Origin of the sequence: Acinetobacter sp. KB005, from assembly GCF_049949095.1 — a bacterium.
Taxonomy (GTDB): Bacteria; Pseudomonadota; Gammaproteobacteria; order Pseudomonadales; family Moraxellaceae; genus Acinetobacter; species Acinetobacter calcoaceticus.
Genome location: NZ_CP188191.1, coordinates 3,784,727 through 3,808,782, shown reverse-complemented (window position 1 = coordinate 3,808,782; position 24,056 = coordinate 3,784,727). Strand labels below are relative to the sequence as shown.

Here is a 24,056-nt window from a genome sequence, read left to right as displayed (position 1 = left end):
TAATTTCACTTATTCATAACTGTAAATCTGGTCGTTCTAACATTCATTGAAAACGACACAGGTTTTATTTCTTTCTATATCAAGCCAGCTTAAAACAAGCCAATTTTATTACCTTGTAACTCTTGAGCCAAGCTATATGCCTGATGATCTGAGAACTTACTGATAATATCGAGTACTTGCATAATATTACTGTAGTGATTATTGCTAAAGTTAGCACCATACAGATTAAGGATAGACATTAAACGTTGTTCTTTAAAGCTCAAAGATTTATGTGGCGTGGTCAAAGGTACAAATGCATCCAAAATTGTTTGCAAACTTTGATGTGCAATAATTTCTAAACCAGACTTTTGTGGATGTTCAAAAATTTTATCACGTGCCAGATTTTTGGCTGTTTCGATACCAATTGCAATATCGGGTGAGCAATATTGTAAAAGGTTGCCTTTAAGCTGACCGGTAATAATTTCATAATGATGTTTAGCAAAAGCTGTAGTAACTTCATCTACAAGCCGTTTCATGACGCGACCACGTAATGCTGAAATCTTTTGTTGCCACGTACTGTCTGGGTGTGACAATTCTTCAGGCTGACCATAATCGGCAATAAGATTTAAGAAAATTGGTTCAACTTCTTGGTAACTCAGCATATTTAAGATAATGCCATCTTCTAAGTCAATTAACGCATAGCAAATGTCGTCAGCGGCTTCTAGTAAGTAGGTCAATGGGTGACGGCAATAATGATATTCACCTAACTGAATAAGCCCGAGTTGTTCAGCAATCTGTTTTAAAATTTCTTTTTCAGACTGGTAACAACCAAACTTTGCTCGTTGATGGGAAGGGCGATCACCTTGAGACGCAATGGTTTTTGAAAGCCATGGATACTTTAAATAAGCGCCTAAGGTAGCGTAGGTTAAGCGCATCCCGCCATCATTTGGATGATAGTCAATGCGACTTAACAAACGTAATCCTTGGGCATTGCCTTCAAACTGACGAACATCGGCTTCTTCTTCTGGACTTAATTTTTTTAAAAAATCATCATGTGAGGCATCATCGAACCACTCACGAATTGCATATTCACCCGCATGTCCGAAAGGTGGGTTACCAATATCGTGAGCCAGACAGGCTGCTTGAATAATTGCACCGACATCGGCAGGAGAAATCCAGACAGGTAATTCATTTTTTATTTTTTCTGCTGCGAGCATGCCCATTGAGCGGCCAATACAGGAAACTTCAAGTGAGTGGGTTAGGCGAGTGTGAATGCCATCATGCTGTGCGAGTGGATGAACTTGCGTCTTACGATTTAGCTGACGAAAACTTTGAGAAAATATAATGCGGTCATAATCTTTATGGAATGGGCTACGAGCCAGTTCTGTACTGCTTTTTTTACTACCTAAACGAACTGCAGAAAGCAGCTCTAACCAACGCATTTGTTCCATTTATCATTATTCAAAACTGTAAAACCTGATCATGCCAAAAAAAAGTTAAAAGCACTAGCTTGGTGCGACATAGTTTGTCTTAGTTCAGGTTTTATTATGTTATTGAACAAACATGAAACAATTTATTTTTAGCTAGAATGCCTAAAAAAATGATTTTGAACAAAAAACTAATCACTTCTTGCAGAATTAGGTTACAGAATACTGATTCTACATCTAGCTGATTTTAGCAAGAAGCAGTAGAATATGCGCTCTCTCTAAAGTCACATTGCGGTAAGGTTCACAAGACCTGCCCGTGGAGCCAAAATCAACATGTTTATCGTGGCCGGTGCAGCAGCACATTCTTCTTTTAAGAAAGCTCAACTATTAACACGTTTATCGTCAATTAGTTCTGTTCAATCTTTTGACAGCCAATGGGTCTATTTGTTTGATCAAGCGCTCAACGAGCAGCAACATCAATCTGCTTTGCAATTATTGAATGACGGTGAGTCTTTTGAACTTCGTCAATCTGCAAGTGATGAGATTCAGATTTTAGTTACACCACGTGTGGGTACTATTTCACCTTGGTCTTCTAAAGCAACTGATATTTTCAAAAACTGTAATACGCCAGTGCATCGTTTAGAACGTGGCCTTTTATTTACGTTAAAAGGTGTTTCTGAACTTTCTAATGAAGTTAAACAAGTACTTCATGACCGTATGACAGAAACAGTTTTTGCTCAAATTGATGATGCAAAAGCATTATTTTCAGAAACGGCACCAAAACCATTAAATTCAATTGATATCTTGGGTCAAGGCAAAGAAGCTTTGGTTAAGGCGAATAATGAGTTTGGTTTTGCGCTATCTGAACAAGAAATTGATTACCTAACTGAAGCATTCGGTAAGCTTGGTCGTAATCCAAATGACATCGAGTTGATGATGTTTGCACAGGCAAACTCTGAGCACTGTCGTCATAAAATCTTTGGATCTGAATGGACAATTGATGGTGAAAAACAACCATTATCATTGTTCCAGATGATTAAAAACACTTATAAAGAATCTCCAACTGATGTGTTATCTGCTTATAAAGATAACGCTTCAGTGATTGTGGGTTATGACACGATGCGTTTTTATCCGAAAGCGGATGAAAATGGTCACTTTGTTTATAAATATAAGAGCCAAGCTGCTCATATTTTAATGAAGGTTGAAACTCATAACCACCCAACAGCAATTTCTCCATTTGCTGGTGCTGCAACTGGTTCAGGCGGTGAAATCCGTGATGAAGGTGCAACAGGCCGTGGTGGTAAACCAAAAGCTGGTTTAACAGGTTTCACAGTTTCGAACTTAAACATTCCTGGTTTTGAACAACCTTGGGAAGAAAACTACGGTAAACCTTCACGTATGGCATCGCCATTACAAATCATGATTGAAGGTCCATTAGGTGGCGCGGCATTTAACAATGAATTCGGCCGTCCTGCATTAAATGGTTATTTCCGTACTTTTGAACAGAATGTAAATGGTGAAGTGAAAGGCTTCCATAAGCCAATCATGATCGCTGGTGGTTACGGTAATATCCGTCCAGACCATGTAGAAAAAGATGCGATTCAACCAGGTGATTTACTCATTGTCTTGGGTGGCCCTGCAATGTTGATCGGTCTTGGTGGTGGTGCTGCATCTTCTGTAGATAGCGGTACAATGGGTGAAAGCCTTGATTTCGCATCTGTACAACGTGAAAACCCAGAAATGGAACGCCGTTGTCAAGAAGTGATTGATACTTGCTGGCGTTTAGAAGACTTCAACCCAATCGTTTCTGTACACGACGTTGGTGCTGGTGGTCTATCAAATGCTATGCCTGAACTTGTGAATGATCATGAGTTAGGTGCGGTACTTAATCTTCGTAAGATTCCTTCATTAGAGCCGGGCATGAGCCCAATGGAAATCTGGTCAAATGAAGCACAAGAACGTTATGTTCTCGCAATTCGCCCAGAATCTTTGGATCAGTTCGAAGCAATCTGTGCCCGTGAGCGTTGTCCATTTGCTGTGTTAGGTGAAGCAACAGAAGCGCGTCACTTAACAGTTGAAGATCCATTGTTCCAAAACGATGCTGTTGATATCCCAATGCAAGTAATGCTTGGTGGTACACCACGTATGCAACGTTCTTATGAAACTATTGAACGTAGTGGTGATGATTTCGACGCTTCAAAAGTTGATTTGAAAGATGCGATTTTCCGCGTATTGAAAAACCCTACAGTTGCGTCTAAATCATTCTTGATTACCATTGGTGACCGTTCAATTACAGGTATGGTTGCACGTGACCAAATGGTTGGTCGTTGGCAGGTTCCTGTTGCAGATGCAGCAGTAACAACAACAAGTTTGCAAGGTTTCACTGGTGAAGCAATGGCAATGGGCGAACGTCCACCAGTTGCATTGTTAAATCCAGCGGCATCTGCTCGTTTAGCAGTTGCTGAAGCAATTACCAATATTGCATGTGCGAACATTGAACAAATTAGCGATATCAAACTTTCTGCAAACTGGATGGCTGCTGCTGGTCAAAAAGGTGAAGACCAAGCATTGTTTGAAGGCGTGAAAGCAATTGGTATGGAAATGTGTCCTGCTTTGGGAATTGCGATTCCAGTAGGTAAAGACTCACTTTCAATGCGCACAACTTGGAATGACGACGGTGAAGATAAAGCCGTAACTTCTCCAATGACAGGTGTAATCACTGCGTTTGCTCCAGTGACAGATGTTCGTAAGACCTTAACACCTGAACTTAAAAATTTAGAAGATTCAGTACTTGTACGTATCGATTTATCTAAAGGTCAGTTCCGTTTAGGTGGTTCGATTCTTGCGCAAGTATATAAAGCAATCGGTTCAATCACTCCTGACGTTGATAGTTTTGATGATTTCAAAGCGTTCTTTGCTTTAATCCAAGACTGGAACAACCGTGGCTTGATTCAGGCTTATCATGACATCGGTGATGGTGGTTTATTAGCCTCTGTAGCTGAAATGATGTTTGCTGCGCGTTTAGGTGTTGCATTAGAAGACCAAACTCAAGCAAGTTTGTTTGCAGAAGAAATTGGTGCAGTACTTCAAATCAAAGCAACTGATTGGGAAGCTTTACAAGCAGAAATCGCTGCTTCTAGCTTGAAAGATGCAATTGCTGTAGTTGGTCGTGTAAACAACACAGATCAATTATCTGTAAATGGTTTAACTTTAGATCGTGCTGAATTACAACAAGCTTGGTCTGAGGTATCTCATCAGATCCAACGTCTACGTGATAACGTAGAAACTGCTGATCAGGAATTTTCATTAATTACTGATAATGCGCACCAAGGTTTGATTGCTAAACCAACATTCGACTTGAATGAGCCTGTTGAAGCGCCGTTTATCAACACACGTCGCCCAAATATGGCAATCTTGCGTGAGCAAGGTGTAAACGGTCATATTGAAATGGCGGCAGCCTTTGATAAGGTTGGTTTCAATACTGTTGATGTGCACATGAGTGATTTACTTGCTGGTCGTGTTAGCCTGAGTGATTTTGAAGGTTTGGTGACTTGTGGTGGTTTCTCTTACGGTGACGTAATGGGTGCTGGTGGTGGTTGGGCAAAATCAGTATTGTTCAATGCTAAATTACGTGATCAGTTTGAACAATTCTTCCATCGCGATGAAACGTTCAGCTTAGGTATCTGTAATGGTTGTCAAATGTTGTCACAATTAGCGCCACTTATTCCTGGTGCTGAACACTGGCCGCGTTTCCACCGCAATATGTCAGAAGTTTTTGAAGCTCGTAGCGTAAACGTTCGTGTTGAAAAATCTGTTTCTGTATTGCTTGATGGTATGGAAGGTTCAATCTTACCGATTGCTGTTGCACACGGTGAAGGTCGTGCTGTTGCAAGTGAAGCTAGCATTGCAAGCTTGAACGCAGCTAACCAAGTGGCATTACGCTATGTTGATAGCCTTGGTAACCCAACTCAGCACTATCCATTGAACCCAAATGGTTCACCTGAAGCGATTACTGGTGTGACTTCTAAAGACGGTCGTGCAACCATTATGATGCCACACCCAGAACGTACTTTCCGTGCGCTTCAGCATTCTTGGAAACCAGAAGAGTGGACTGAAGACGGTGCATGGTTGCGTATGTTCCGAAATGCGCGTAAGTTTATTGGTTAATGTAAAGATTGAAATAAGCCACCGTAAGGTGGCTTATTTATGTGTACTAGAATATTAAAAATAGTGGAGAAGAAAAATGAAATCAAAAATCCATTTTCGTGAGTTTGCGTTGCTCATGGCATTACTCATGTCGATTGTTTCTTTTTCTATTGATGCAGTTTTGCCTGCTTTAGGTGAGATTGGACGTATTTTTGAATTAAAAAATAATAACCAGTCGCAGTGGGTCATCATTGGTATTTTTTCTGGAATGACAATCGGGCAGCTCATTGCAGGTCCATTATCCGATGCGATCGGGCGTAAACGGATTTTATTCACAGGAATTATTATTTATTTTCTGGGAAGTTTATTGTGTTTTTCCACACAAAGTTTTGAGTGGTTTTTAGTTGGGCGCTTTATTCAAGGTATTGGAGTGTCAGGGCCTTACGTTGCTTCTATTTCAATCGTTAGAGATAAATACAGCGGAGCTCAAATGGCTCGCATCATGTCTTTAATTATGATGGTATTTATGGTTGCTCCAGCAATTGCACCGAGTTTAGGGCAACTCATTATTCATTTCTTTGGTTGGCGTGAAATCTTTGTTTTATATATGGTCTATGCCACAGTTGTGGGAGCATGGGTCGCTTTACGACTAGAAGAGACTTTACTTCCCGAAAATCGTTTGCCCATGCGTCTACATGCATTTAAGGAAGGCTTTAAAGAAGTTGTGAGTAATAAAACTACCATGAGCTATCTATTGTGTGCTGGATTCTGTTTTGGTGGATTTATTGGTTATTTAGGAACGTCACAGCAAATTTTTATGCAGCAATTTGGCAAAACAGGGCAAGAGTTTAGTGCTTACTTTGCTGTGCTTGCAGGTGTGATGGGAATCGCATCATTTACAAACTCTAAAATTGTCATGAAGTTTGGCATGCGTCCAATCTGTATTTATGGCTTTCTTGGACTGTGCTTAATTTCTTTGATTTTCTTGTTGATTCAACTTGCGGGTGTAGCGGTATCATTTTGGATGTTTATGCTTTATGCCTGTATTTTGTTTTTATTGTTTGGAACCCTCTTTGGTAATTTGAATGCGATTGCCATGGAGCCGATGGGGCATGTTGCTGGAATGGCATCGGCTATTATTGGTGCAGCTTCCTCTGTATTGTCACTTATTCTTGCTTCTATCATTGGGCAGTTATATAACGGTACATTAGTTCCAATGACCTGTGGTTTTGTGATTTTGTGTGGTTTAGCTTTTGCTATGACAATATATGAGAATAGATATTTAAAGAAATCGGATGCTTAAAATTATAAAGATGAAGATAGATTACTGAATTTTAAAATTTTCTTCAGACTAAGATTTGCATATGGATGAGTGCTGTTCTTTTAAGCGTTTTAGAAAACTTATGAGACTATAGACATAGAGCTATTTATCCCCGTATGCTTGGTTCGAGGTTGGTTCAATTTTTGCTTTCTCTGTAACAACGATAAAAATCGGAGATCAAAATGATGAAAAATGAAAATCATATAAAAACGTTTTATAAAAAAGATAAGGGCTGGCACTGGTTCGGTTTAGCGCTTGCCATTCAAATATTATTTATTGGAGCAAATTATTTAGCAATGATGAACTGATTTTGCTTGTTGGACTTTTAAAAGGGTATGATTTCAGCCCAACTCATAAAATCTTGAGTCATTTTTGTTATGTTAAAGCTGATTTATTACGTGCCTGAGTCACATCTTGAATTAACTAAACAAGCCATTTTTTCTGCTGGTGCAGGTGGTATCGGTAATTATGAACACTGCGCATGGCAAGTGAAAGGAATAGGGCAGTTTAAGCCAGTTAAAGGGGCTGCTCCCTATATTGGGCAGCTAGATGAACTTGAACAAGTTGATGAGTGGCGTGTTGAAACAATTGTGCTTGAAGAAAAAGCAAGTGCGGTAGCGAAAGCATTAAAGGCAAGCCATCCTTATGAAGAGCCTGCCTTTGAGTTTATTCAAATCATAGAAATTGATTTTAATTAAACTGAGAGAAATCTGGTTTACGTTTTTGCATAAATGCTTGAACAGCCTCTAGCATTTCAGGTGAGCGAACACGTTGCATAAAGATTTCAGCTTCATGATCAACACATTCGATAATCTGTTCTAAATTATGCTTCATGAGCGCTTTAGTTTGTTTTAAAGATGCAAGAGGCAAGGCCGTTAATTGTTGAGCAGTTTGTTGAGCTGAAACATAAGCATCTTCAACTACTTCATTGACTAAACCTGCTTGCACCGCAGTTTCTGCATTAAACTTTTTCGCAGTAAATAGCAGCTCAGCTGCTTTATGATAGCCAGCTTGTTGAACCAGTAATTGACTTGCGCCACCTTCTGGAGAAAGACCGAGGCTTACAAATGGAATTTGGAAAAGAGCGGTGTTGTCAGCAAAAACCAGATCTGCATGCAATAAAATTGTAACGCCAATACCAATTGCAACGCCTTTTACCGCAATGATAAGTGGTTTTGATAATGTGGCAGCGGCTTTAAGTAAAACGAATGGTGGGACTTCTCCTGCTGGGCCGATGTTAGGATTTTGTACAAAACCCATAAAATCTTTCATATCATTGCCAGCTGTAAAATCTTGTTCTACACCGCGTAGAACGACTACTCTAACTTCTTTATTGAGATCGGCTTCATTCAGTACTTTGGCAATCCATAAATAAAGTTCGCCGTACAATGCATTTTTTGCATCTGGGCGATTTATGGCTAAGGTGAGTACGCCACCTTCTAAATTTGCGTTTAAATGTTGATGAGGTTGTTGAATACAGCTAAGTGTCATCGTACTATCCTTGCTTTAAACCACGTTGTTAATTTTTAGGTTCTCATTATGGCGCATATTTTTTGTAATGAGCGTTACTGATGAGTTCATAAAAAGTGAAAATCTAATTATGTATAAATTTGACTATCTCGTTTTTATAGGTCGCTTTCAACCATTTCATTTGGCTCATATGCAGACAATTGAAATTGCCTTACAGCAAAGCCACTATGTGGTCTTGGCATTAGGCTCTGCGCAAATGGAACGTAATATTAAAAATCCATTTCTTGCGATTGAACGAGAGCAAATGATTTTATCTAATTTTTCATTAGATGAGCAAAAACGTATTAAATTTGTGCATGTGGTCGATGTTTATAATGATGAAAAATGGGTGAAGCAAGTCAAATCTTTAGTGAATGGCGTTATTGAACGGAACTCAAAAGTAGGGTTGATTGGACATTTTAAAGATGAGTCTTCTTACTATTTAAAACTTTTCCCTGAATGGATTATGGTTGAACTCGATAGTTTAAAAGATTCAATTTCGGCTACCCCGATGCGTGAAGCTTATTATCGTGGTGAAATCCAAACTGAATTTTTTCCTATAGGAACCATTCGATTTTTGGATGAATTTAAAAATACAGAAGTTTATGCTGAATTACAGCGCAAGTATCTTATAGATGATAAAACCAATCTAAATTAACTCAGCTTGTGCTTTTAATTCTTTAATCAGAAAATCGATAAAAACACGAATATGAAAAGATTCGTGTTTTTTGAGTGGGTAGAGTAGAGAAAAGGGACGTGAAGTTCCTGAAAATTTTGTAAGAATCTCAATCAATTCTCCATTTTTAAGCTCTTTTTCTACTATGAAACGATAGGTTTGTAATAATCCTGCACTATGTTTTGCTAGGGTAACTGTACCTAAAATATCATCTAAACAGCGGATCTTACCTGTGCTTTGATATTCAATAATTTGATGATTTGAATTGAAAAGCCACGGTACATTTTTTCCTGTGCTGGGTAGCACAAATTGAATGCATTGATGATGCTGTAAATCTTCAAGACTTTGCGGTGTGCCGAATTGTTTTAAGTACTGCGACGATGCCACCACAACTAGCTCGGCTTGTTCGAGTTGGCGTGCAATCAAATTTGAATCAGCAAATAGTCGCCCACGAATTGCTAAATCATATCCTTCTGCAATAAAGTCCACATTTTTATTAGTTAGTTGAACATCAACTTCGATGGCTGGATATTGCTGCGAGAATTTTGCTAATAAGGGCAGTATTCGGTAATGCCCATAAGGTGTGGGTACACTGATTCGAACTAAACCTGATGGTTGTTGTTTTTGGTTTTTGAGTTGTTGCTCAGCTTCTAAAATTTGATTTAATGCTTGTTTGCATTCTTTAAAGTACATTTTTCCTTGTGGTGTCAAACGTACTTGTCGAGTCGTTCTCACAAAAAGTGGTGTTGCTAAATGCTTTTCCAATCGTGCGATTGAACGGCTTACAGCAGCTGGACTGACCCCAGCATGAAGTGCAGCTTTAGAAAAGCTTTCATTTTCTGCAACTAAGCAAAATAGCTCTACGCTACTAAACATCATTCTTTTTAGCTGTTGAGCCATTTATTACACCATGTAAAAAATGATTTGATTTATGGGCTATTTAAGCACGTATAAGTAAACAATAAGATGATTTTCATACCTTGTATGGAGTTATTTTATGAAACTTTTTTATTCACCCAATGCCTGTTCTTTAGCTCCACATATTGTTTTAAGAGAGCTTGGATTTCCATTTGAATTGATCAAAGTAGATTTACACCAGCATTTAACGGAATTGGGTACAGACTTTTATCAACTCAATAAAAAAGGACAAGTGCCTTTATTGCAGTGCGATGATGGTTCATTGTTGACAGAAGGCGCTGTGATTAGCCAGTTTCTCGTTGACCAATCTTCTCGGAAAGATTTATTAGCTGAAATAAATACGGCCGACCGTTACAAGATTCTTTCATGGATGAACTTTATTGCTTCGGAAATTCATAAAGCCTATTCGCCATTTTTCAATGAGTCCTATAATAAGCAATGTAAAACCGTATATAGAACAACTCTCAATAAGCACTATACGTGGGTCGATCAACAATTAAATGGGCAAAATTACTTAACAGGAAGCAACTTTACGATTGCTGATGTTTATCTTTTTGTGGTGACACGCTGGGCTGATTTTATTGGTCTTGATTTAGCACACTTCATTCATTTAACAAGTTTTATGAAGAGAATTTCTGAGCGTCAAACGGTTCAAGATGCAATTTCAGCTGAAGCAGCCTAATTTTTCGTTATTAAAGAAAATTATAAAAGGGGGGAGATATGCCTTATATCTTAATTCAAATTACCAAAGAAAATGTTTCAATACAGCAAAAACAGCAATTAATTCAAGAAGCAACTGAGCTTATGGTTCGTGTGCTTAATAAAGATCCTGCTACTACATTTGTAGTAATTGATGAAGTTGAAACTGATAATTGGGGTGTTGCAGGTGAAACTGTTTCTACGATACGAAAAAGACAAAGTTTGAGTATATAAAAATGCAAGATAATCCTATTGCAGCGATTCAGTGCCAGCTAGATAAATACTTTGATGGTTTGTATTTTTGTGATGTACAACTTTTGAGTGATATTTTTCATCCTGATGCTGTGTATATGAATGTAACTGAACAGCCTATATTGCGACTTAGTATGGCTGAATATTTTCCGATTGTTGCGAGTCGGATTTCTCCAGCGTCAAAGCAACAATCACGACAGGATAAAATCAGTTCAATTAATTTGATTAATGAACAGTTGGCGATGGTACATGTTGAATGTGTTATTCACCCTAAATATTTTTATGATGCGCTTACATTTGTGCTTGAAGACGGTAAATGGAGGATTATATCGAAAGTATTTCATTATCAAATTTTAGCGGACTGAATGATTAAGCATCTGCCCAAAAGATAATTCGGTTGGAAAACGGATCGGTGATACTGAGTTCAAGTGTTTCCCAATCTGTTTTTTCAACCTGAGGTTTGGCGAACTTATAATCTTTTTGACTCAATTCGCTATGCAACTCATAAATAGGTTCCCAATAAATGCGGATTGCACTATGTGGGCTTGCATCTCCAAAATGCTCAGATAAATGAATAACGCAATTATCTTTGGAAATTTGTAGATATAACGGAAAGTTATCTTCAAATTGATGTTGCCAATCAAGTTGGAAACCTAAGAATTCAAGATAAAATGATTGGGCTAAATCAACATCAAAAATTCTTAAAATTGGGGTGATTGAACCTGATTGCATCATTTTTTCCTTTTAACGTGTACCAAATTGTTGAGTCCAATAGCTCTTTTGTTTTGCAGACTGATCGGAAGCACAAGCGATTGCGTAAGTTGTAAATTTGGGATTCATTAGATTACTACAATGTAGAGGACTCGGCAGCCATTTAGACATAACTTCACTCAAAGTTTTCTGGCCGCTAGCGACATTTTCACCATTGGCTTTACCGAGTGTATTATAAATTTTCAAACGTGACTTTAAGTCTAGTCCTGTTGAACTCACATGTCCCAGAAAGTTATGTTTTGCCATATCTTCACTATGAGAAAGTGCACCTTTATATAAATTATTATTCCAACTCAGCGGTTTAGCAGCAGGGAAAAATTGTTGACCACACTGGCGTGGTTGTTGGCGGATCTGGTTAATTGTATTAAGTATGGCCTGTTGATAAGCTGGGTTTTGTAAATCTTGGCAGCTTATTTCAATGGCAGTTTTCTGAATTTGAGCAATTGATGGGGTGGTGTCGGTTGGCATGGGTAATGTATTTGCACTACATGCACCGATAAAAAGAGTCAAAGGCAGTAAAGAGTAATTTTTGAGTAGACTCATGTGAACGCCTTAAAATAATTATTCTAATGTTTTTATCATACGCCAAAGTAAAATTATTGAGCAATTCTATGCAATAAAAAAGCGAGTTCGATACTCGCTTTTTTATTGCATAACTTTATCAACCCGATTGAAGGGCTTTTAGGTCTTCAAGTACTTGTTCAGCATGTCCTGCTGCTTTGACTTTACGGTAGCTTTTAACTAAGGTTTTGTTATGGAAAATGAAAGTAGAGCGTTCAATTCCCATAACTTTTTTGCCATACATGTTTTTTTCTTTAATGACATCAAAATGATTACAGAGCACTTCTTCTTTGTCGCTAATGAGGTCAATCGTGAGCGCTTGTTTTTCAGTAAAGTTTTGATGGGCTTTTACCGAGTCGCGTGAAACACCGAAAATACGTGTACCTAAAGCTTCAAATTGGTCTTTTAAACAAGAGAAACCGACTGCTTGTGTTGTACACCCTGGGGTTGAATCTTTTGGGTAGAAATAAATGATTAACCATTCATTCTCGACCTCGGCCAAGTTCACTTCACCGTGGGTAGTAGGAAAAACCTGATTTGGTAATTGAATATTTTCAGTCATTTTTCATCCTTCAAAAAGCTAAATTTGATCTAATTCAAGTGGTAAAAAAGCATATTCTTCATGATAAACAATATTGAGTTTTCTTACAGGAATTGCTTTGTTAAAAATTGGTCCATCAATCACAGTTGTATGAAATTCACCGCCTTCACCACATGGATCAATACCGCGATTCTCAAGTTCTTGGATATATTCTAAGGTTAAAGTTTTTCCTAAATCTTCAATGGTCATGCCTAATTTTAAGTTTACTGTTACAAGCACACTACGGAAACCAAGATTGATAAATTCTTCAACAACTTCACGATGTGGACGAAGCCAAAGAGGCATTCCTAATTTGAGTCCTACCTGTTGAGTTATTCGATCATGCCAACACCCATGTTCAGGCATATCAAGGTCACCTGTAACGAGTACCTCGGCACCTTGTTGTTTTGCCTGAATGAGTAATTCAATAAATTTAGCTTCATAGACATTCCAGCTTGATGAAGCCATAAATACTGGTAGGCCGATTGCTTCAGCTTGAGCTTGAATAATATCAAGTGGCATAGCATGTGAACGAGAGCGCTGGCCTTGTTCTTCTAGCATGACAATTAGTCCACTAACCGTACCAGTTTGCATTGCATGGTAGAGTGCAAGGGAGCTATCTTTACCTCCACTAAATGAGACAATAGACTGTTTGTTAATTGCGTTGTTTTTCCATTGTTCTTGCATGATTTATTTCAAATGAATTGGTCAAGATCGATTTCATTTTAACAGAGCTATAAAAAAGCCTGCATAAATGCAGGCTTAATTTGGAATAACAAAAGCTTATTTTTTAGGAGCTTGTTGTTGAGCTGCTTTCATTGCATCTTCAGTTAATTTTTCAAGCTTAGTTGTTAACTGAGGGCCGAAACATGCTTTTAGATCACGGTTTTGTTGTTGTACAAATCCTAGAGAGCTTGGGCTTTTCTTCGCATTGATTGCACTTTGGATTTCCCATTTTTGTGCTTCAGTGACTTTACCTTGTGCTTCAACTTGGCAGCTACAGAATTTGCTAACTTCAGATGAACTTAGCTTACCGCCTTTAGCTGTTTGATCTTTACAAACGTTAACTAATGCACCTTTAACGTTAGTACTTTTATATGCTGCTTGAACTGGGTTTTCCGCAGCATGTGCTGTACCAGCCATAAGAGCAACAGTTGAAAACAAAGATGAAAGAATAAGATTTGATTTTAACAACTTCATAAATTTTACCTACTTATTACGGTATATAGCGTGTTGGGTCGGCAACACCGGCCTCGATAAAGCCTTCTTTACGCAAACGGCAACTGTCACATTTGCCACACGCACGTCCTTGAGCATCTGCTTGGTAGCAAGATACCGTTTGACTATAGTCTACGCCATGTTCAATCCCTAAACGTATAATATTCGCTTTGGATAAATGTAACAGGGGTGTTTCAAATTTAAGTGGTTTTCCTTCCACGCCAGCTTTCGTTGCTAAACGTGCCATATTGGCAAAAGCGTCAATAAATTCAGGGCGACAATCAGGATATCCTGAATAATCAACGGCATTGATACCAATAACAATCGCTTCAGCATTGAATACTTCTGCTGCTGCTAACGCATATGAAAGAAAAATTGTGTTACGTGCTGGTACATAAGTTACAGGAATGCCTTCTTGTAATTGTTCTGGTACAGCAATGTTATGGTCTGTAAGTGCAGACCCACCTAAATTAGCCAAATCAATATTAATTACACGATGTTCAACACCTGCACGTTGAGTTAATGCTTTTGCTGCATCGAGTTCAGTGGTTGAGCGTTGACCATACATAAAACTAATAGCAATACATTCATAGCGTGCTTGTGCCCAAGCTAGGCAAGTGGTTGAGTCTAAGCCGCCTGAAAGTAAAACAATGGCACGAGGACGCATATTTTTCTCCATATTCGGAATGATTTATTTTATTGAGTGATTAGCGACCTGATTCGTCATTCCACAGCAGTTTATGTAACTGAAGTTGGAAACGAACGGGTAATTTATCATCCAGTATCCACTGTGCCAGATCACGTGCTAGACGTGGCAGGCCAACAGCACCTTTTTCAACTGCAAAGGCAGGAGAGAACCAAACGGTACTGACTTTTTTATGCAGTTGATATTTTTCAACTTGTTGCTTTGACCATTCATAATCTTCGCGGTTACAAATGACGAATTTAATTTGGTCATGCGCAGTCAAATGATCAAGATTGCTGATGAGGTTACGATGTTCCTCACCAGAAGTTGGAGTTTTTAAATCGAGAACTTTAGAAACACGCGAATCTACTTTTGAGACATCGAGCGCGCCACTGGTTTCTAAAGAAACATCAAAGCCAGCTTCACATAGACGTTGTAATAAAATCAAACAGTTTGGCTGTGCAAGAGGTTCACCACCAGTTACACAAATATAAGGCGTTTGAAATTGTGTAGCTGTTTCAATGATATGTTCAAGTGAAAAACGTTCACCACCTTCAAAAGAATAAGTGGTATCACAATAGCTACAACGTAATGGACAGCCCGTTAGACGAATAAATACAGTCGGTAGGCCAGAGGCATTTGCTTCACCCTGCAACGAGTAAAAAATCTCGGTAATGCGTAAACCGGACGCAGGGTCTGAGACAGGGATTGCAGAGGAACGTAAGGAAGCCATTCTAGAAATACCACACTATATAAAAAATAAAATCTCTACGATCAGTGTTGACCGTAGAGATGTTTGATCAAACTGAAATTAGTCAGCGCGTAACAAATCGTTCAAACTTGTTTTTGCACGTGTTTGCGCATCAACTTTTTTCACAATAATTGCAGCATATAAGCTGTATTTACCATCAGCAGACGGCAGGCTACCTGCTACAACAACTGAACCTGCTGGAACGCGACCATAATGGATTTCGCCAGTTGCGCGGTCATAAATTTTAGTCGATTGACCAATGAAAACGCCCATTGAAATGACTGAGCCTTCTTCAACAATAACGCCTTCAACGATTTCTGAACGCGCACCGATAAAGCAGTTGTCTTCAATAATGGTTGGGTTAGCTTGTAATGGTTCTAAAACACCACCGATACCTACACCACCAGACAAGTGAACATTTTTACCGATTTGAGCACATGAACCTACAGTTGCCCATGTATCAACCATTGTGCCTTCATCTACGTAAGCACCGATGTTGACATAAGAAGGCATTAACACTACGTTTTTAGCTTGGAAGCTACCACGACGTGCTACAGCAGGAGGAACAACACGAACACCTGCTGCTTTAAATTGTTCTTCAGTCCAACCAGAGAATTTAGTTTCAACTTTGTCGTAGAAACGAAGATCACATGACTCGATTGGTTTATTGTCATTTAGTTTAAATGATAATAAAACAGCTTTTTTTAACCATTGGTGAACAACCCATTCACCATTGATTTTTTCAGCAACTCGAAGTGTACCGTTATCTAAACCAGCAATTGCTTCTTCAACAGCTTGGCGGATTTCGCTTGGGCAATCTGCTGCAGTAAGGTTTGCGCGGTCTTCAAATGCTTGCTCAATGATCGTAGAAAGCTGAGACATGATCTTCCTTCCATAAAAAATTTTAAAGATTTTACACTAATTTGTGACAAGAATCTTTGAAAAAACGTGTTACGTTTAATCGAGGGTATAAATGAGGTAAATGAAATTAAGCTTATTAGATAATCAAGTGTTTTTTACACAAAAATGATTTGAAAATAAAAATTTAACTCAATTTGTATCAAAAAATAACAGAAATCTAGCATTTTTTGTATAAAAAAGACTCTAAGCTCTCTTTATTATGATTTCAGTCACAAGATGAATAAATTAAAAACAAAGCCTTTTTTGAGGAGAAAACTATGAAAGCATTACGTGTTTTAGTAACAACAACAGCTTTATTTGCTGCTGGTGCTGCAATGGCAGATGAAGCCGTTGTTCATGACAGCTACGCATTTGATCAAAAACAATTACTTCCTGTGGGAGTGCGTGCTGAGGTAGGTACAACTGGTTACGGTGGTGCTTTATTGTGGCAAGCAAACCCATATGTAGGTTTGGCTCTAGGTTATAACGGTGGTGACATTTCATGGACAGATGATGTTTCTGTAAATGGTACTAAATATGACCTAGATATGGATAATAACAATATCTATTTAAATGCTGAGATTCGTCCTTGGGGTGCTAGTTCTAATCCATGGGCTCAAGGTCTATATGTAGCTGCAGGTGCTGCTTATCTAGATAATGATTATGACTTAGCTAAACGTATTGGTAATGGTGAAACTTTGTCAATTGACGGTAAAAACTACCAACAAGCAGTTGCTGGTCAAGAGGGTGGCGTAAGAGGTAAAATGTCTTACAAAAACGATATCGCTCCATACTTAGGTTTTGGTTTTGCTCCAAAATTCAATAAAAACTGGGGTGTGTTTGGTGAGGTAGGTGCATATTATACTGGTAATCCATCAGTTCAGTTAACCCAGTACAATCTTGCTCCTGTAACTGGAAACCCAACATCTGCTCAAGATGCTGTTGATAAAGAAGCAAACGAAATTCGTAATGATAATAAATATGAATGGATGCCAGTTGGTAAAGTTGGTGTGAACTTCTACTGGTAAGATCTTAAAGAAAAAACGAGCTGCGGCTCGTTTTTTTTGTGTTTAATAAAAATAAAAGAGCTAAAAAGCTCTTTTATTTTGTTCTTAAGTTTTATTCATCTGGATAAGCAATTTTCTTAAGGGCTTTAATATCGGCATCGGGTGAGCATAAAGAAATAAACTCGTAACCATAACCGCGTAGTAGATGACCTTTACGAACCGCAATCCATGTCGTATTGACACCAAAAATATCAGTTTTAGTTTGTTTTAAACGATGATCACGCTCTGTGTCATAAGCTACATCATTGACAATTCCGACTCCCATGCCCAATTCGACATAAGTCTTGATAACGTCTGCATCAAGAGCTGACATGACGATATCTGCATCGAGGTGAGCTTCTTCGAAAGCTTTGTCAATTTTAGATCGACCTGTGAAACCGCCATGATAAGTAATGAGTGGATAGTCCGCTAAAAGTTCCAGCGTAATCTTGTCCGCCTTCACTAAAGGATGATTTTGCGGTGTGATAATGCTGTGTTGCCATTGATAGTAAGGAATACTCGCTAGATTTTCTTCAGTCGTTAAAGACTCTGTAGCAATTCCAATATCCGCCTCACCTTGTAAGAGCATTTCTGAAATTTCAACAGGGCTGGCTTGTTGTAAAATCAAATGAACTTTAGGAAATAACTTCTTAAATTGATTGACGATTGGAGGCAGTACATAACGTGCTTGAGTATGGGTCGTCGCGATCGTTAATGTCCCTTCATCAACTTTATTAAAGTCTTCCGCAAGACGTTTAATATTTTCAGCATCAACTAACATGCGTTCAACGATACCAAGAAGAGATTGTCCTGGTTCGGTTAAACCTAAAAGACGTTTACCTTTTCGTATAAAAAGTTGTACACCTAGCTCGTCTTCTAAATCTTTAATATGTTTACTTACGCCTGATTGGGACGTGTAGAGCGCAGCTGATGCTTCGGTTAAGTTAAAGTTTTGGCGTACAGTTTCTCGGATAATTCTTAATTGTTGAAAGTTCATTCACACTTTTCCTTACCAAATATATTTCTTAAGCAACTTGATCTGCAAATAAGTGCAGTTGAGATGCACTTACCCAAACGGTTTGATTCGGTTTAAACGCATGTAATTTTGCAGCTTCATTGCTTAGAGCAATCTCAATTAAACGTCCATTACGGTCTTGTAATTCCGCCACAACTTTTCCAGCAATCCAGATTTCACGTACAAAAGTCGCTTCAATAGTATTCGCCTGAGGTTGCGAGTGAATATGTAACTCATCTGGACGCGCAAAAGCAATCACTTTTCCTTGAGGCGCCTCAACTAACGTTGGTAATTGAATACGGTCATTGCCAATACGGATAATACCGCCTGTGTTTTCACCTTCAAAACGATTTGCCTGACCTAAGAAATCAAATACAAATGGTGTTGATGGTTTTTCATAAACTTCACGAGGCGAACCGATCTGCTCTACATTACCTTTATTCATTACAATAATCTGATCGGCAACTTCAAGTGCTTCTTCCTGATCGTGGGTCACGAAAATTGAAGTAATATGCAACTCATCATGTAAGTTGCGTAACCAGCGGCGTAATTCCTTACGGACTTTGGCATCTAGCGCACCAAATGGTTCATCAAGTAATAATACTCGTGGCTCTACTGCCAAGGCACGGGCTAAAGCAATACGTTGACGTTGTCCGCCCGAAAGCTGAGCAGGGTAGCGGTCTGCCAAAAATCCAAGTTGAACTAGATCAAGTAAACGAGTAACACGTTTTTTAATTTCAGCTTCTGAAGGGCGTGTTGCACGTGGACGAACACGTAAACCAAAGGCAATATTGTCAAATACAGTCATGTGACGGAATAAAGCATAGTGTTGAAATACAAAGCCAACCTGACGCTCACGCACATGTACATTGGTTGCATCTTCGCCTTCAAGTAACACTTGACCGCCATCAGCTGATTCTAGGCCCGCAATAATACGAAGTAGGGTTGTTTTACCGCAACCAGATGGGCCGAGTAGGGCAACCAGTTCACCTTCAGGAAAGTCTAGGGAAATATTTTTAAGCGCATGGAATGCACCAAAGTGTTTTTCAATATTTTTAACTTGAATACTCATGATTTCATTCCTTACGAATCAGTTGAATGCGGTTCTGGTTTGTCTTGATGTAGTTCTAACCACGTTTTCAATACCAGTGTTAATAGGGCTAAGAAAGCAAGTAATGAGGACACGGCAAACGCTGCGCTAAAAGTGTACTCGTTATATAAAATTTCGACATGAAGTGGCAGGGTATTAGTTTCACCACGGATGTGACCAGAAACTACAGATACTGCGCCGAACTCACCCATTGCACGAGCATTACATAGAATCACGCCGTAAATTAAACCCCATTTAATGTTTGGTAGAGTGACTTTCCAAAAGGTTTGCCATCCTGATGCACCGAGTACAATCGCTGCTTCTTCTTCTTCAGTTCCTTGAGCCTCCATGAGTGGAATTAACTCACGTGCGACAAATGGAACAGTAATAAAAATAGTGGCTAAAACAATTGCGGGTACGGCATATAAAACTTTGATGTCGTGTTCCATTAACCATCCGCCAAACCAGCCTTGCGCACCAAAAATCAATACAATCATTAAGCCTGCAATAACAGGTGAAACCGAAAAAGGCATATCAATGATGGTGGTTAAAATTGCCTTACCTTTAAACTGGAACTTAGAGACAGCCCATGCAGCGCCAACACCAAATATCACGTTAATTGGTACAGCAATTGCTGCGGTTAATAAGGTCAATTTCACTGCCGATAGCGTGTCTGGATCAATCAACGCTTGAACATAGACTTCAAGTCCTTGTTTAAATGCTTCTACAAAAACCAGAATGAGTGGCAACATTAGGCAGCTTAAGAAAAAAATCAGAGCCACGGTAATGAGTGTGTAACGTACCCAAGTTGGTTCACGTGTCGCATCTCGTGATTGCAATTTAAGCGCAAGCGCATTGCTGTCAGTATGTAGGTTCATGTGACATTTCTCCCTGTACGACGGTTTGCCCACGCTTGAAGTAAATTAATGGCAAATAAAATGATGAAAGAGAGAACTAACATGACCGCAGCAATCGTTGTTGCGCCTGCATAATCATATTCTTCAAGACGTGAAATGATCATGAGTGGAGCAATTTCTGTTTTAAACGGCTGGTTACCCGCAATAAAAATAACTGAACCATATTCACCCACACCGCGGGCAAATGCTAAAGCAAAACCTGTGAACAAAGCCGGTAGTAATATCGGTAAAATAATTTTAGTAATCGTCTGCCAGCGATTTGCGCCAAGTGCTGAAGCTGCTTCTTCAAGCTCAGTTTCGATATCACTGAGTACTGGTTGAACTGTTCTTACAATGAATGGAATACCAATGAAGACCAATGCCAACGTAATACCGATTGGGCTATATGCGACCTGAATGCCTAGAGGTTCGAGATATTGACCAATCCAGCCAGTAGGTGCATAGAGCGAAGTCAGTGCAATACCTGCAACTGCAGTTGGAAGAGCAAAAGGTAGGTCGACTAATGCATCAACCAGACGTTTCCCTGGGAAGTTGTAACGTACAAGACACCAAGCCAGAAGTAAGCCAAATACAACATTAATAAATGCTGCTATTAAAGCTGAACTAAAACTGAGTTGAAGCGATTTTAAAATACGTTCAGACGTTAAAATTTCCCATAATCCGTCCCATCCAATTCCAAATGATTTGATAAAGACTGCGGCTAATGGAATAAGCACAATAAAAGACACATAGGCGAGGGTGAAGCCCAAAGATAGACCAAACCCAGGCAGCACTCGGGATCGCTGCGACATGATATTTCCTCAAAGAGAAAAGCCTGCTGAAACCAGTAAGCGAATAAATAAAGATAAACGGTGCGATATAAAGATGGGTATTAAGCAAATTTCAAAGAGAAATGAGTTTTTACCGGGTCGATAGATGAGTGACTACACATCGAATCTTCTGGAATCAGATAATTCAGCAAATCTGGAAATGGTCCAAAACCTGAAGCAACATTAATATGGCCGACTTCACCAAGATTAACTGGATTTAATTTCCACGACTTAGCAAGTTGTAAAGCATCAAAAAAGCCGAGCCATGGATCATTTTCACTAATGAGCAGAGATGTTGGCACATCAATTTTTAACTGATGAAAATATGCTTTGTAGTCAGTCAAACTATGGCGGGCAAAACCAGCTTCCCCAAAGCGTGCTGGATTTGCTGGAGCAACCAAAATAAGTTTTTTAACTTGGCTCTTTAACTCTGGATATTCAGCTAAAGCAGCAACACTCGTTAAGCAACCAAAACTATGCGCAACAATTTGTACAGGAGCTTGCGCTACTTGAACTGTTTTAACGAATTGTTCAACCCATTCACTTAATACTGGTCTATCCCAGTTTTTTTGCTCAACACGAGAACTAGACACGAGTTGACGCTGCAACCAAGATTGCCAATGCTGATGTTCACTTCCACCTACACCCGGAACAATTACAGTGTGAATCATGTCTGTTCTCCTTATCTTTAGTACAAAGAATTACTTCTCTGTACTATTGATTTTCACGATTTGATCGAAAACACCACCATTGTCGAAGTGTTTCTTTTGTACCTTCGTCCAACCACCAAACTCTTTGTCGATAGTTACAAGCTTCAATGGCTTAAATACGTTGCTGTATTTCTTAAGAACGGCTGCATTGCGTGGACGGTAGAAGTTGCGTGCTGCAATTTCTTGGCCAGCTGGTGAATACAAGTAGTTGAGGTAACCTTTTGCAATCGTGAGGTTACCTTTTTTAGTCGCATTCTTTTCAACAATTGCAACTGGAGGTTCAGCTAGGATCGAAAGAGAAGGGGTAATAATTTCAAATTTGCCTGGCTGTTCGCGAAGCGCTAAATGTGCTTCATTTTCCCAAGCAAGTAAGACGTCACCAATGCCACGTTCAGCAAAAGTAGTGGTTGCGCCACGAGCACCCGAATCTAAAACTTTAGTATGTTTATAAATTTGGCGAACGTACTCTTGTGCTTTTGCATCATTACCACCTGGTTGATGTTTTGCCCAAGCCCAAGCTGCAAGATAATTCCAGCGAGCGCCACCAGAAGTTTTCGGGTTTGGTGTAATAATTTCTACACCTGGTTTGATTAAATCACCCCAGTCTTTAATTTGTTTAGGGTTACCCTTACGTACTAAAAACACAATTGTTGAGGTGTATGGGGTAGAGTTCTGCGGTAACTTTTTCTGCCAGTCAATTGGAAGTAATTTTGCTTTTTCAGCAATTTCATCGATATCTGCTGCAAGTGCTAATGTCACTACATCTGCATTTAAGCCATCGATAACAGCACGTGCCTGTTTACCAGAACCACCGTGTGATTGTTTAAACTCAATATCTTGACCAGTACGTTGTTTCCAGTAAGTACCGAACTGTTTATTGAAATCTGTATATAACTCACGAGTAGGGTCGTAAGAGACGTTTAAAAATTCTTGAGCTGCAAATGATGAAACTGAAAGAAGTGCAGCAATAACCCCGACTTTTAACTGAGAAAAACGCATGAGATAATCCCTCAAAAAATATGAAATGTTCAAAACATGAACGCAGAATAGCGCTAGTCTTTATTCTAAAAAAATAATAAAAAACGAATTTAATATGAAAAAAATGGAAATAGTAAAAACAGATAAGTTATTCTTAAATCTTGATATACAACAAGTTTCAAAAGTAGATACGAAATCGGTATAATTTTTTAAAATCAGTCATTTATTATTTAAATGAAAGGTGTTGTATTGTTGGATCGTTTTAAGCAAAGGGTGGATTAAACATGTGGTGTTTTAAAAATGGTCAACCTGTTGAAACCATTCCTTTACTGGATCGAGCATTTCATTATGGAGATGGGTGCTTCACCACAATTCGTATTTTTCAAAACCAGATTGAGCTTAAAGAAAGACATTGGGAACGCCTAAAACTTGCATGTCAAAAACTGTTTTTAACTGCAGATTTTGAATTAATAGAACAGAGTTTGCAGCAACTACAAAAACAGCATCTTGTGCTCAATGGCACTTTAAAAATTGTGATCAGTCGTGGGATAGGTGACCGTGGTTATAGTTTGCCAAAGCATCAGGCTGATATTTATATCTGGTTTTATCCGAAAGCTTTAGAGCCATTTCAGCCAGACTTTATTCAGTGTGGCGTTTTAAATCAGGCTTTAGGTTTAACCATGCCGAGCTTAGTCGGGCTTAAATCTTTAAACCGTCTTGAACAAGTATTGCTAAAAAAAGAAGCAGATCAACTAGGGTGGGCTGAAGCATTAGTTACTGATGTACAAGGTTATATTGTTGAAGGAGTCAGTAGTAATTGTTTTATTCGTTTAAATGATAGATGGATTACTCCCGAACTTCGCTATAATGGCGTCCACGGTGTAATGCGGGCGGAAATTTTAGCGCGTATGCAGCACCATGGAATTGCCTGTGAAGTACGTATAATTGAGCTAGATGAAGTATCTGAAATACAAAGTCTATTCTTTTGTAATGCTTTACATCCTATGCGAGTGGTCACTCATTTAGGAGCGAAAACGTTAGAAACACAGGCATGCATAGATTTATTTCATCTCCTTAACTTAAATCAGATTCATTAAT

At 38.9% G+C, this 24,056-nt stretch carries 27 protein-coding genes; 10 read left to right on the top strand and 17 right to left on the bottom strand.

Going from position 1 to position 24,056, the window contains the following annotated elements; genetic code table 11:
• Positions 1-89: 89 nt before the first annotated feature.
• Positions 90-1,430 (bottom strand): deoxyguanosinetriphosphate triphosphohydrolase, encoded by a 1,341-nt coding sequence (locus ACPF64_RS18225; RefSeq protein WP_003650236.1) that lies wholly within the window; start codon positions 1,428-1,430, stop codon positions 90-92.
• 309 nt (positions 1,431-1,739) lie between these two features.
• On the opposite strand from ACPF64_RS18225, the gene purL reads away from it, so the two are divergent.
• The 4 genes from purL (at position 1,740) to ACPF64_RS18205 (ending at position 7,571) form a co-directional block, all read left to right on the top strand.
• A complete protein-coding gene (purL, locus tag ACPF64_RS18220) occupies positions 1,740-5,573 on the top strand; it encodes a phosphoribosylformylglycinamidine synthase (protein ID WP_426454974.1) in 3,834 nt (1,277 codons plus the stop codon).
• Positions 5,574-5,649: 76 nt separating this feature from the next.
• Positions 5,650-6,855: a multidrug effflux MFS transporter gene (locus ACPF64_RS18215; RefSeq protein WP_426454972.1), complete on the top strand. Its 1,206-nt coding sequence runs from the start codon at positions 5,650-5,652 to the stop codon at positions 6,853-6,855.
• Between the two features lie 200 nt (positions 6,856-7,055).
• The gene (locus ACPF64_RS18210) at positions 7,056-7,181 is read left to right on the top strand and encodes a KGW motif small protein (RefSeq protein WP_426454970.1); all 126 of its coding nucleotides are present in this window, start codon (positions 7,056-7,058) and stop codon (positions 7,179-7,181) included.
• A gap of 69 nt (positions 7,182-7,250) precedes the next feature.
• Entirely contained in the window at positions 7,251-7,571 is a 321-nt protein-coding gene (locus ACPF64_RS18205) for an NGG1p interacting factor NIF3 (RefSeq protein WP_426454968.1), read from the top strand.
• Here the strand turns inward: ACPF64_RS18205 and ACPF64_RS18200 are convergent.
• Positions 7,564-8,364 carry an enoyl-CoA hydratase-related protein gene (locus ACPF64_RS18200; protein WP_426454966.1) on the bottom strand — a complete coding sequence of 267 codons (801 nt, stop codon included), beginning with the start codon at positions 8,362-8,364 and terminating at the stop codon, positions 7,564-7,566. The genes ACPF64_RS18205 and ACPF64_RS18200 overlap by 8 nt on opposite strands.
• A gap of 109 nt (positions 8,365-8,473) precedes the next feature.
• Between ACPF64_RS18200 and ACPF64_RS18195 the strand changes: the two genes are divergently transcribed.
• Positions 8,474-9,040: a nicotinate-nicotinamide nucleotide adenylyltransferase gene (locus ACPF64_RS18195; RefSeq protein WP_426454964.1), complete on the top strand. Its 567-nt coding sequence runs from the start codon at positions 8,474-8,476 to the stop codon at positions 9,038-9,040.
• Here ACPF64_RS18195 and ACPF64_RS18190 read toward each other — a convergent pair.
• Positions 9,032-9,958, bottom strand: a complete 927-nt coding sequence (locus tag ACPF64_RS18190) for a LysR family transcriptional regulator (protein ID WP_426454962.1) — start codon at positions 9,956-9,958, stop codon at positions 9,032-9,034. The genes ACPF64_RS18195 and ACPF64_RS18190 overlap by 9 nt on opposite strands.
• Positions 9,959-10,055: 97 nt before the next feature.
• On the opposite strand from ACPF64_RS18190, the gene gstA reads away from it, so the two are divergent.
• The 3 genes from gstA to ACPF64_RS18175 are packed head-to-tail and all read left to right on the top strand — an operon-like array spanning position 10,056 to position 11,292.
• Positions 10,056-10,658 carry a glutathione transferase GstA gene (gstA, locus tag ACPF64_RS18185; RefSeq protein WP_416658681.1) on the top strand — a complete coding sequence of 201 codons (603 nt, stop codon included), beginning with the start codon at positions 10,056-10,058 and terminating at the stop codon, positions 10,656-10,658.
• 38 nt (positions 10,659-10,696) lie between these two features.
• Positions 10,697-10,909 carry a tautomerase family protein gene (locus ACPF64_RS18180; RefSeq protein WP_056481480.1) on the top strand — a complete coding sequence of 71 codons (213 nt, stop codon included), beginning with the start codon at positions 10,697-10,699 and terminating at the stop codon, positions 10,907-10,909.
• A 2-nt stretch (positions 10,910-10,911) separates the two neighbouring features.
• The gene (locus ACPF64_RS18175; RefSeq protein ID WP_426454959.1) at positions 10,912-11,292 is read left to right on the top strand and encodes a nuclear transport factor 2 family protein; all 381 of its coding nucleotides are present in this window, start codon (positions 10,912-10,914) and stop codon (positions 11,290-11,292) included.
• A 4-nt stretch (positions 11,293-11,296) separates the two neighbouring features.
• On the opposite strand, the gene ACPF64_RS18170 is transcribed toward ACPF64_RS18175, so the two are convergent.
• From ACPF64_RS18170 to dapD, 8 genes are all read right to left on the bottom strand, one after another.
• Positions 11,297-11,659, bottom strand: a complete 363-nt coding sequence (locus ACPF64_RS18170; protein ID WP_426456169.1) for a glyoxalase superfamily protein — start codon at positions 11,657-11,659, stop codon at positions 11,297-11,299.
• Positions 11,660-11,671: 12 nt separating this feature from the next.
• On the bottom strand, positions 11,672-12,241 hold the full coding sequence (locus ACPF64_RS18165) for a CAP domain-containing protein (protein ID WP_151743896.1): 570 nt from the start codon (positions 12,239-12,241) through the stop codon (positions 11,672-11,674).
• Between the two features lie 118 nt (positions 12,242-12,359).
• Positions 12,360-12,821: a peroxiredoxin gene (locus ACPF64_RS18160; RefSeq protein WP_426454957.1), complete on the bottom strand. Its 462-nt coding sequence runs from the start codon at positions 12,819-12,821 to the stop codon at positions 12,360-12,362.
• An 18-nt stretch (positions 12,822-12,839) separates the two neighbouring features.
• Positions 12,840-13,526 carry a diphthine--ammonia ligase gene (locus tag ACPF64_RS18155; RefSeq protein WP_426454955.1) on the bottom strand — a complete coding sequence of 229 codons (687 nt, stop codon included), beginning with the start codon at positions 13,524-13,526 and terminating at the stop codon, positions 12,840-12,842.
• Between the two features lie 96 nt (positions 13,527-13,622).
• Positions 13,623-14,039, bottom strand: coding sequence for a hypothetical protein (locus ACPF64_RS18150; protein WP_017387866.1), 417 nt, complete (start codon positions 14,037-14,039; stop codon positions 13,623-13,625).
• 16 nt (positions 14,040-14,055) lie between these two features.
• A complete protein-coding gene (gene queC / locus ACPF64_RS18145; RefSeq protein ID WP_004643680.1) occupies positions 14,056-14,724 on the bottom strand; it encodes a 7-cyano-7-deazaguanine synthase QueC in 669 nt (222 codons plus the stop codon).
• A gap of 40 nt (positions 14,725-14,764) precedes the next feature.
• The gene (queE, locus tag ACPF64_RS18140; protein WP_017387867.1) at positions 14,765-15,475 is read right to left on the bottom strand and encodes a 7-carboxy-7-deazaguanine synthase QueE; all 711 of its coding nucleotides are present in this window, start codon (positions 15,473-15,475) and stop codon (positions 14,765-14,767) included.
• Between the two features lie 78 nt (positions 15,476-15,553).
• Positions 15,554-16,375, bottom strand: coding sequence for a 2,3,4,5-tetrahydropyridine-2,6-dicarboxylate N-succinyltransferase (gene dapD / locus ACPF64_RS18135; protein WP_004643678.1), 822 nt, complete (start codon positions 16,373-16,375; stop codon positions 15,554-15,556).
• Positions 16,376-16,671: 296 nt separating this feature from the next.
• On the opposite strand from dapD, the gene carO reads away from it, so the two are divergent.
• Positions 16,672-17,421, top strand: a complete 750-nt coding sequence (carO, locus tag ACPF64_RS18130; RefSeq protein WP_209734183.1) for an ornithine uptake porin CarO type 1 — start codon at positions 16,672-16,674, stop codon at positions 17,419-17,421.
• A 91-nt stretch (positions 17,422-17,512) separates the two neighbouring features.
• Here the strand turns inward: carO and ACPF64_RS18125 are convergent, their stop codons facing one another.
• The 6 genes from ACPF64_RS18125 to ACPF64_RS18100 all read right to left on the bottom strand — a co-directional run bounded on the left by ACPF64_RS18125 (position 17,513) and on the right by ACPF64_RS18100 (position 22,979).
• Complete coding sequence (locus ACPF64_RS18125) at positions 17,513-18,436, bottom strand: CysB family HTH-type transcriptional regulator (protein ID WP_004790709.1); 924 nt, start codon at positions 18,434-18,436, stop codon at positions 17,513-17,515.
• A 28-nt stretch (positions 18,437-18,464) separates the two neighbouring features.
• Positions 18,465-19,526, bottom strand: coding sequence for a sulfate/molybdate ABC transporter ATP-binding protein (locus tag ACPF64_RS18120; protein WP_003650279.1), 1,062 nt, complete (start codon positions 19,524-19,526; stop codon positions 18,465-18,467).
• Between the two features lie 11 nt (positions 19,527-19,537).
• Positions 19,538-20,422, bottom strand: coding sequence for a sulfate ABC transporter permease subunit CysW (gene cysW / locus ACPF64_RS18115; RefSeq protein WP_045429575.1), 885 nt, complete (start codon positions 20,420-20,422; stop codon positions 19,538-19,540).
• Positions 20,419-21,252, bottom strand: coding sequence for a sulfate ABC transporter permease subunit CysT (gene cysT / locus ACPF64_RS18110; protein WP_003650283.1), 834 nt, complete (start codon positions 21,250-21,252; stop codon positions 20,419-20,421). The genes cysW and cysT overlap by 4 nt, the downstream gene beginning before the upstream one ends.
• Before the next feature lie 80 nt (positions 21,253-21,332).
• Positions 21,333-21,941: an alpha/beta hydrolase gene (locus ACPF64_RS18105; protein ID WP_056481452.1), complete on the bottom strand. Its 609-nt coding sequence runs from the start codon at positions 21,939-21,941 to the stop codon at positions 21,333-21,335.
• A gap of 30 nt (positions 21,942-21,971) precedes the next feature.
• Positions 21,972-22,979, bottom strand: coding sequence for a sulfate ABC transporter substrate-binding protein (locus ACPF64_RS18100; protein WP_209831301.1), 1,008 nt, complete (start codon positions 22,977-22,979; stop codon positions 21,972-21,974).
• Positions 22,980-23,242: 263 nt separating this feature from the next.
• Here ACPF64_RS18100 and pabC point away from each other — a divergent pair, with 263 nt between their 5' ends.
• A complete protein-coding gene (pabC, locus tag ACPF64_RS18095) occupies positions 23,243-24,055 on the top strand; it encodes an aminodeoxychorismate lyase (protein WP_017391847.1) in 813 nt (270 codons plus the stop codon).
• Position 24,056: the final 1 nt, after the last annotated feature.

Coding starts and splice junctions, on each gene's coding strand:
- ACPF64_RS18225 (WP_003650236.1), bottom strand. CDS start 1,430: ATGGAACAAATGCGTTGGTTAGAGCTGCTTTCTGCAGTTCGTTTAGGT.
- purL (WP_426454974.1), top strand. CDS start 1,740: ATGTTTATCGTGGCCGGTGCAGCAGCACATTCTTCTTTTAAGAAAGCT.
- ACPF64_RS18215 (WP_426454972.1), top strand. CDS start 5,650: ATGAAATCAAAAATCCATTTTCGTGAGTTTGCGTTGCTCATGGCATTA.
- ACPF64_RS18210 (WP_426454970.1), top strand. CDS start 7,056: ATGATGAAAAATGAAAATCATATAAAAACGTTTTATAAAAAAGATAAG.
- ACPF64_RS18205 (WP_426454968.1), top strand. CDS start 7,251: ATGTTAAAGCTGATTTATTACGTGCCTGAGTCACATCTTGAATTAACT.
- ACPF64_RS18200 (WP_426454966.1), bottom strand. CDS start 8,364: ATGACACTTAGCTGTATTCAACAACCTCATCAACATTTAAACGCAAAT.
- ACPF64_RS18195 (WP_426454964.1), top strand. CDS start 8,474: ATGTATAAATTTGACTATCTCGTTTTTATAGGTCGCTTTCAACCATTT.
- ACPF64_RS18190 (WP_426454962.1), bottom strand. CDS start 9,958: ATGGCTCAACAGCTAAAAAGAATGATGTTTAGTAGCGTAGAGCTATTT.
- gstA (WP_416658681.1), top strand. CDS start 10,056: ATGAAACTTTTTTATTCACCCAATGCCTGTTCTTTAGCTCCACATATT.
- ACPF64_RS18180 (WP_056481480.1), top strand. CDS start 10,697: ATGCCTTATATCTTAATTCAAATTACCAAAGAAAATGTTTCAATACAG.
- ACPF64_RS18175 (WP_426454959.1), top strand. CDS start 10,912: ATGCAAGATAATCCTATTGCAGCGATTCAGTGCCAGCTAGATAAATAC.
- ACPF64_RS18170 (WP_426456169.1), bottom strand. CDS start 11,659: ATGCAATCAGGTTCAATCACCCCAATTTTAAGAATTTTTGATGTTGAT.
- ACPF64_RS18165 (WP_151743896.1), bottom strand. CDS start 12,241: ATGAGTCTACTCAAAAATTACTCTTTACTGCCTTTGACTCTTTTTATC.
- ACPF64_RS18160 (WP_426454957.1), bottom strand. CDS start 12,821: ATGACTGAAAATATTCAATTACCAAATCAGGTTTTTCCTACTACCCAC.
- ACPF64_RS18155 (WP_426454955.1), bottom strand. CDS start 13,526: ATGCAAGAACAATGGAAAAACAACGCAATTAACAAACAGTCTATTGTC.
- ACPF64_RS18150 (WP_017387866.1), bottom strand. CDS start 14,039: ATGAAGTTGTTAAAATCAAATCTTATTCTTTCATCTTTGTTTTCAACT.
- queC (WP_004643680.1), bottom strand. CDS start 14,724: ATGCGTCCTCGTGCCATTGTTTTACTTTCAGGCGGCTTAGACTCAACC.
- queE (WP_017387867.1), bottom strand. CDS start 15,475: ATGGCTTCCTTACGTTCCTCTGCAATCCCTGTCTCAGACCCTGCGTCC.
- dapD (WP_004643678.1), bottom strand. CDS start 16,375: ATGTCTCAGCTTTCTACGATCATTGAGCAAGCATTTGAAGACCGCGCA.
- carO (WP_209734183.1), top strand. CDS start 16,672: ATGAAAGCATTACGTGTTTTAGTAACAACAACAGCTTTATTTGCTGCT.
- ACPF64_RS18125 (WP_004790709.1), bottom strand. CDS start 18,436: ATGAACTTTCAACAATTAAGAATTATCCGAGAAACTGTACGCCAAAAC.
- ACPF64_RS18120 (WP_003650279.1), bottom strand. CDS start 19,526: ATGAGTATTCAAGTTAAAAATATTGAAAAACACTTTGGTGCATTCCAT.
- cysW (WP_045429575.1), bottom strand. CDS start 20,422: ATGAACCTACATACTGACAGCAATGCGCTTGCGCTTAAATTGCAATCA.
- cysT (WP_003650283.1), bottom strand. CDS start 21,252: ATGTCGCAGCGATCCCGAGTGCTGCCTGGGTTTGGTCTATCTTTGGGC.
- ACPF64_RS18105 (WP_056481452.1), bottom strand. CDS start 21,941: ATGATTCACACTGTAATTGTTCCGGGTGTAGGTGGAAGTGAACATCAG.
- ACPF64_RS18100 (WP_209831301.1), bottom strand. CDS start 22,979: ATGCGTTTTTCTCAGTTAAAAGTCGGGGTTATTGCTGCACTTCTTTCA.
- pabC (WP_017391847.1), top strand. CDS start 23,243: ATGTGGTGTTTTAAAAATGGTCAACCTGTTGAAACCATTCCTTTACTG.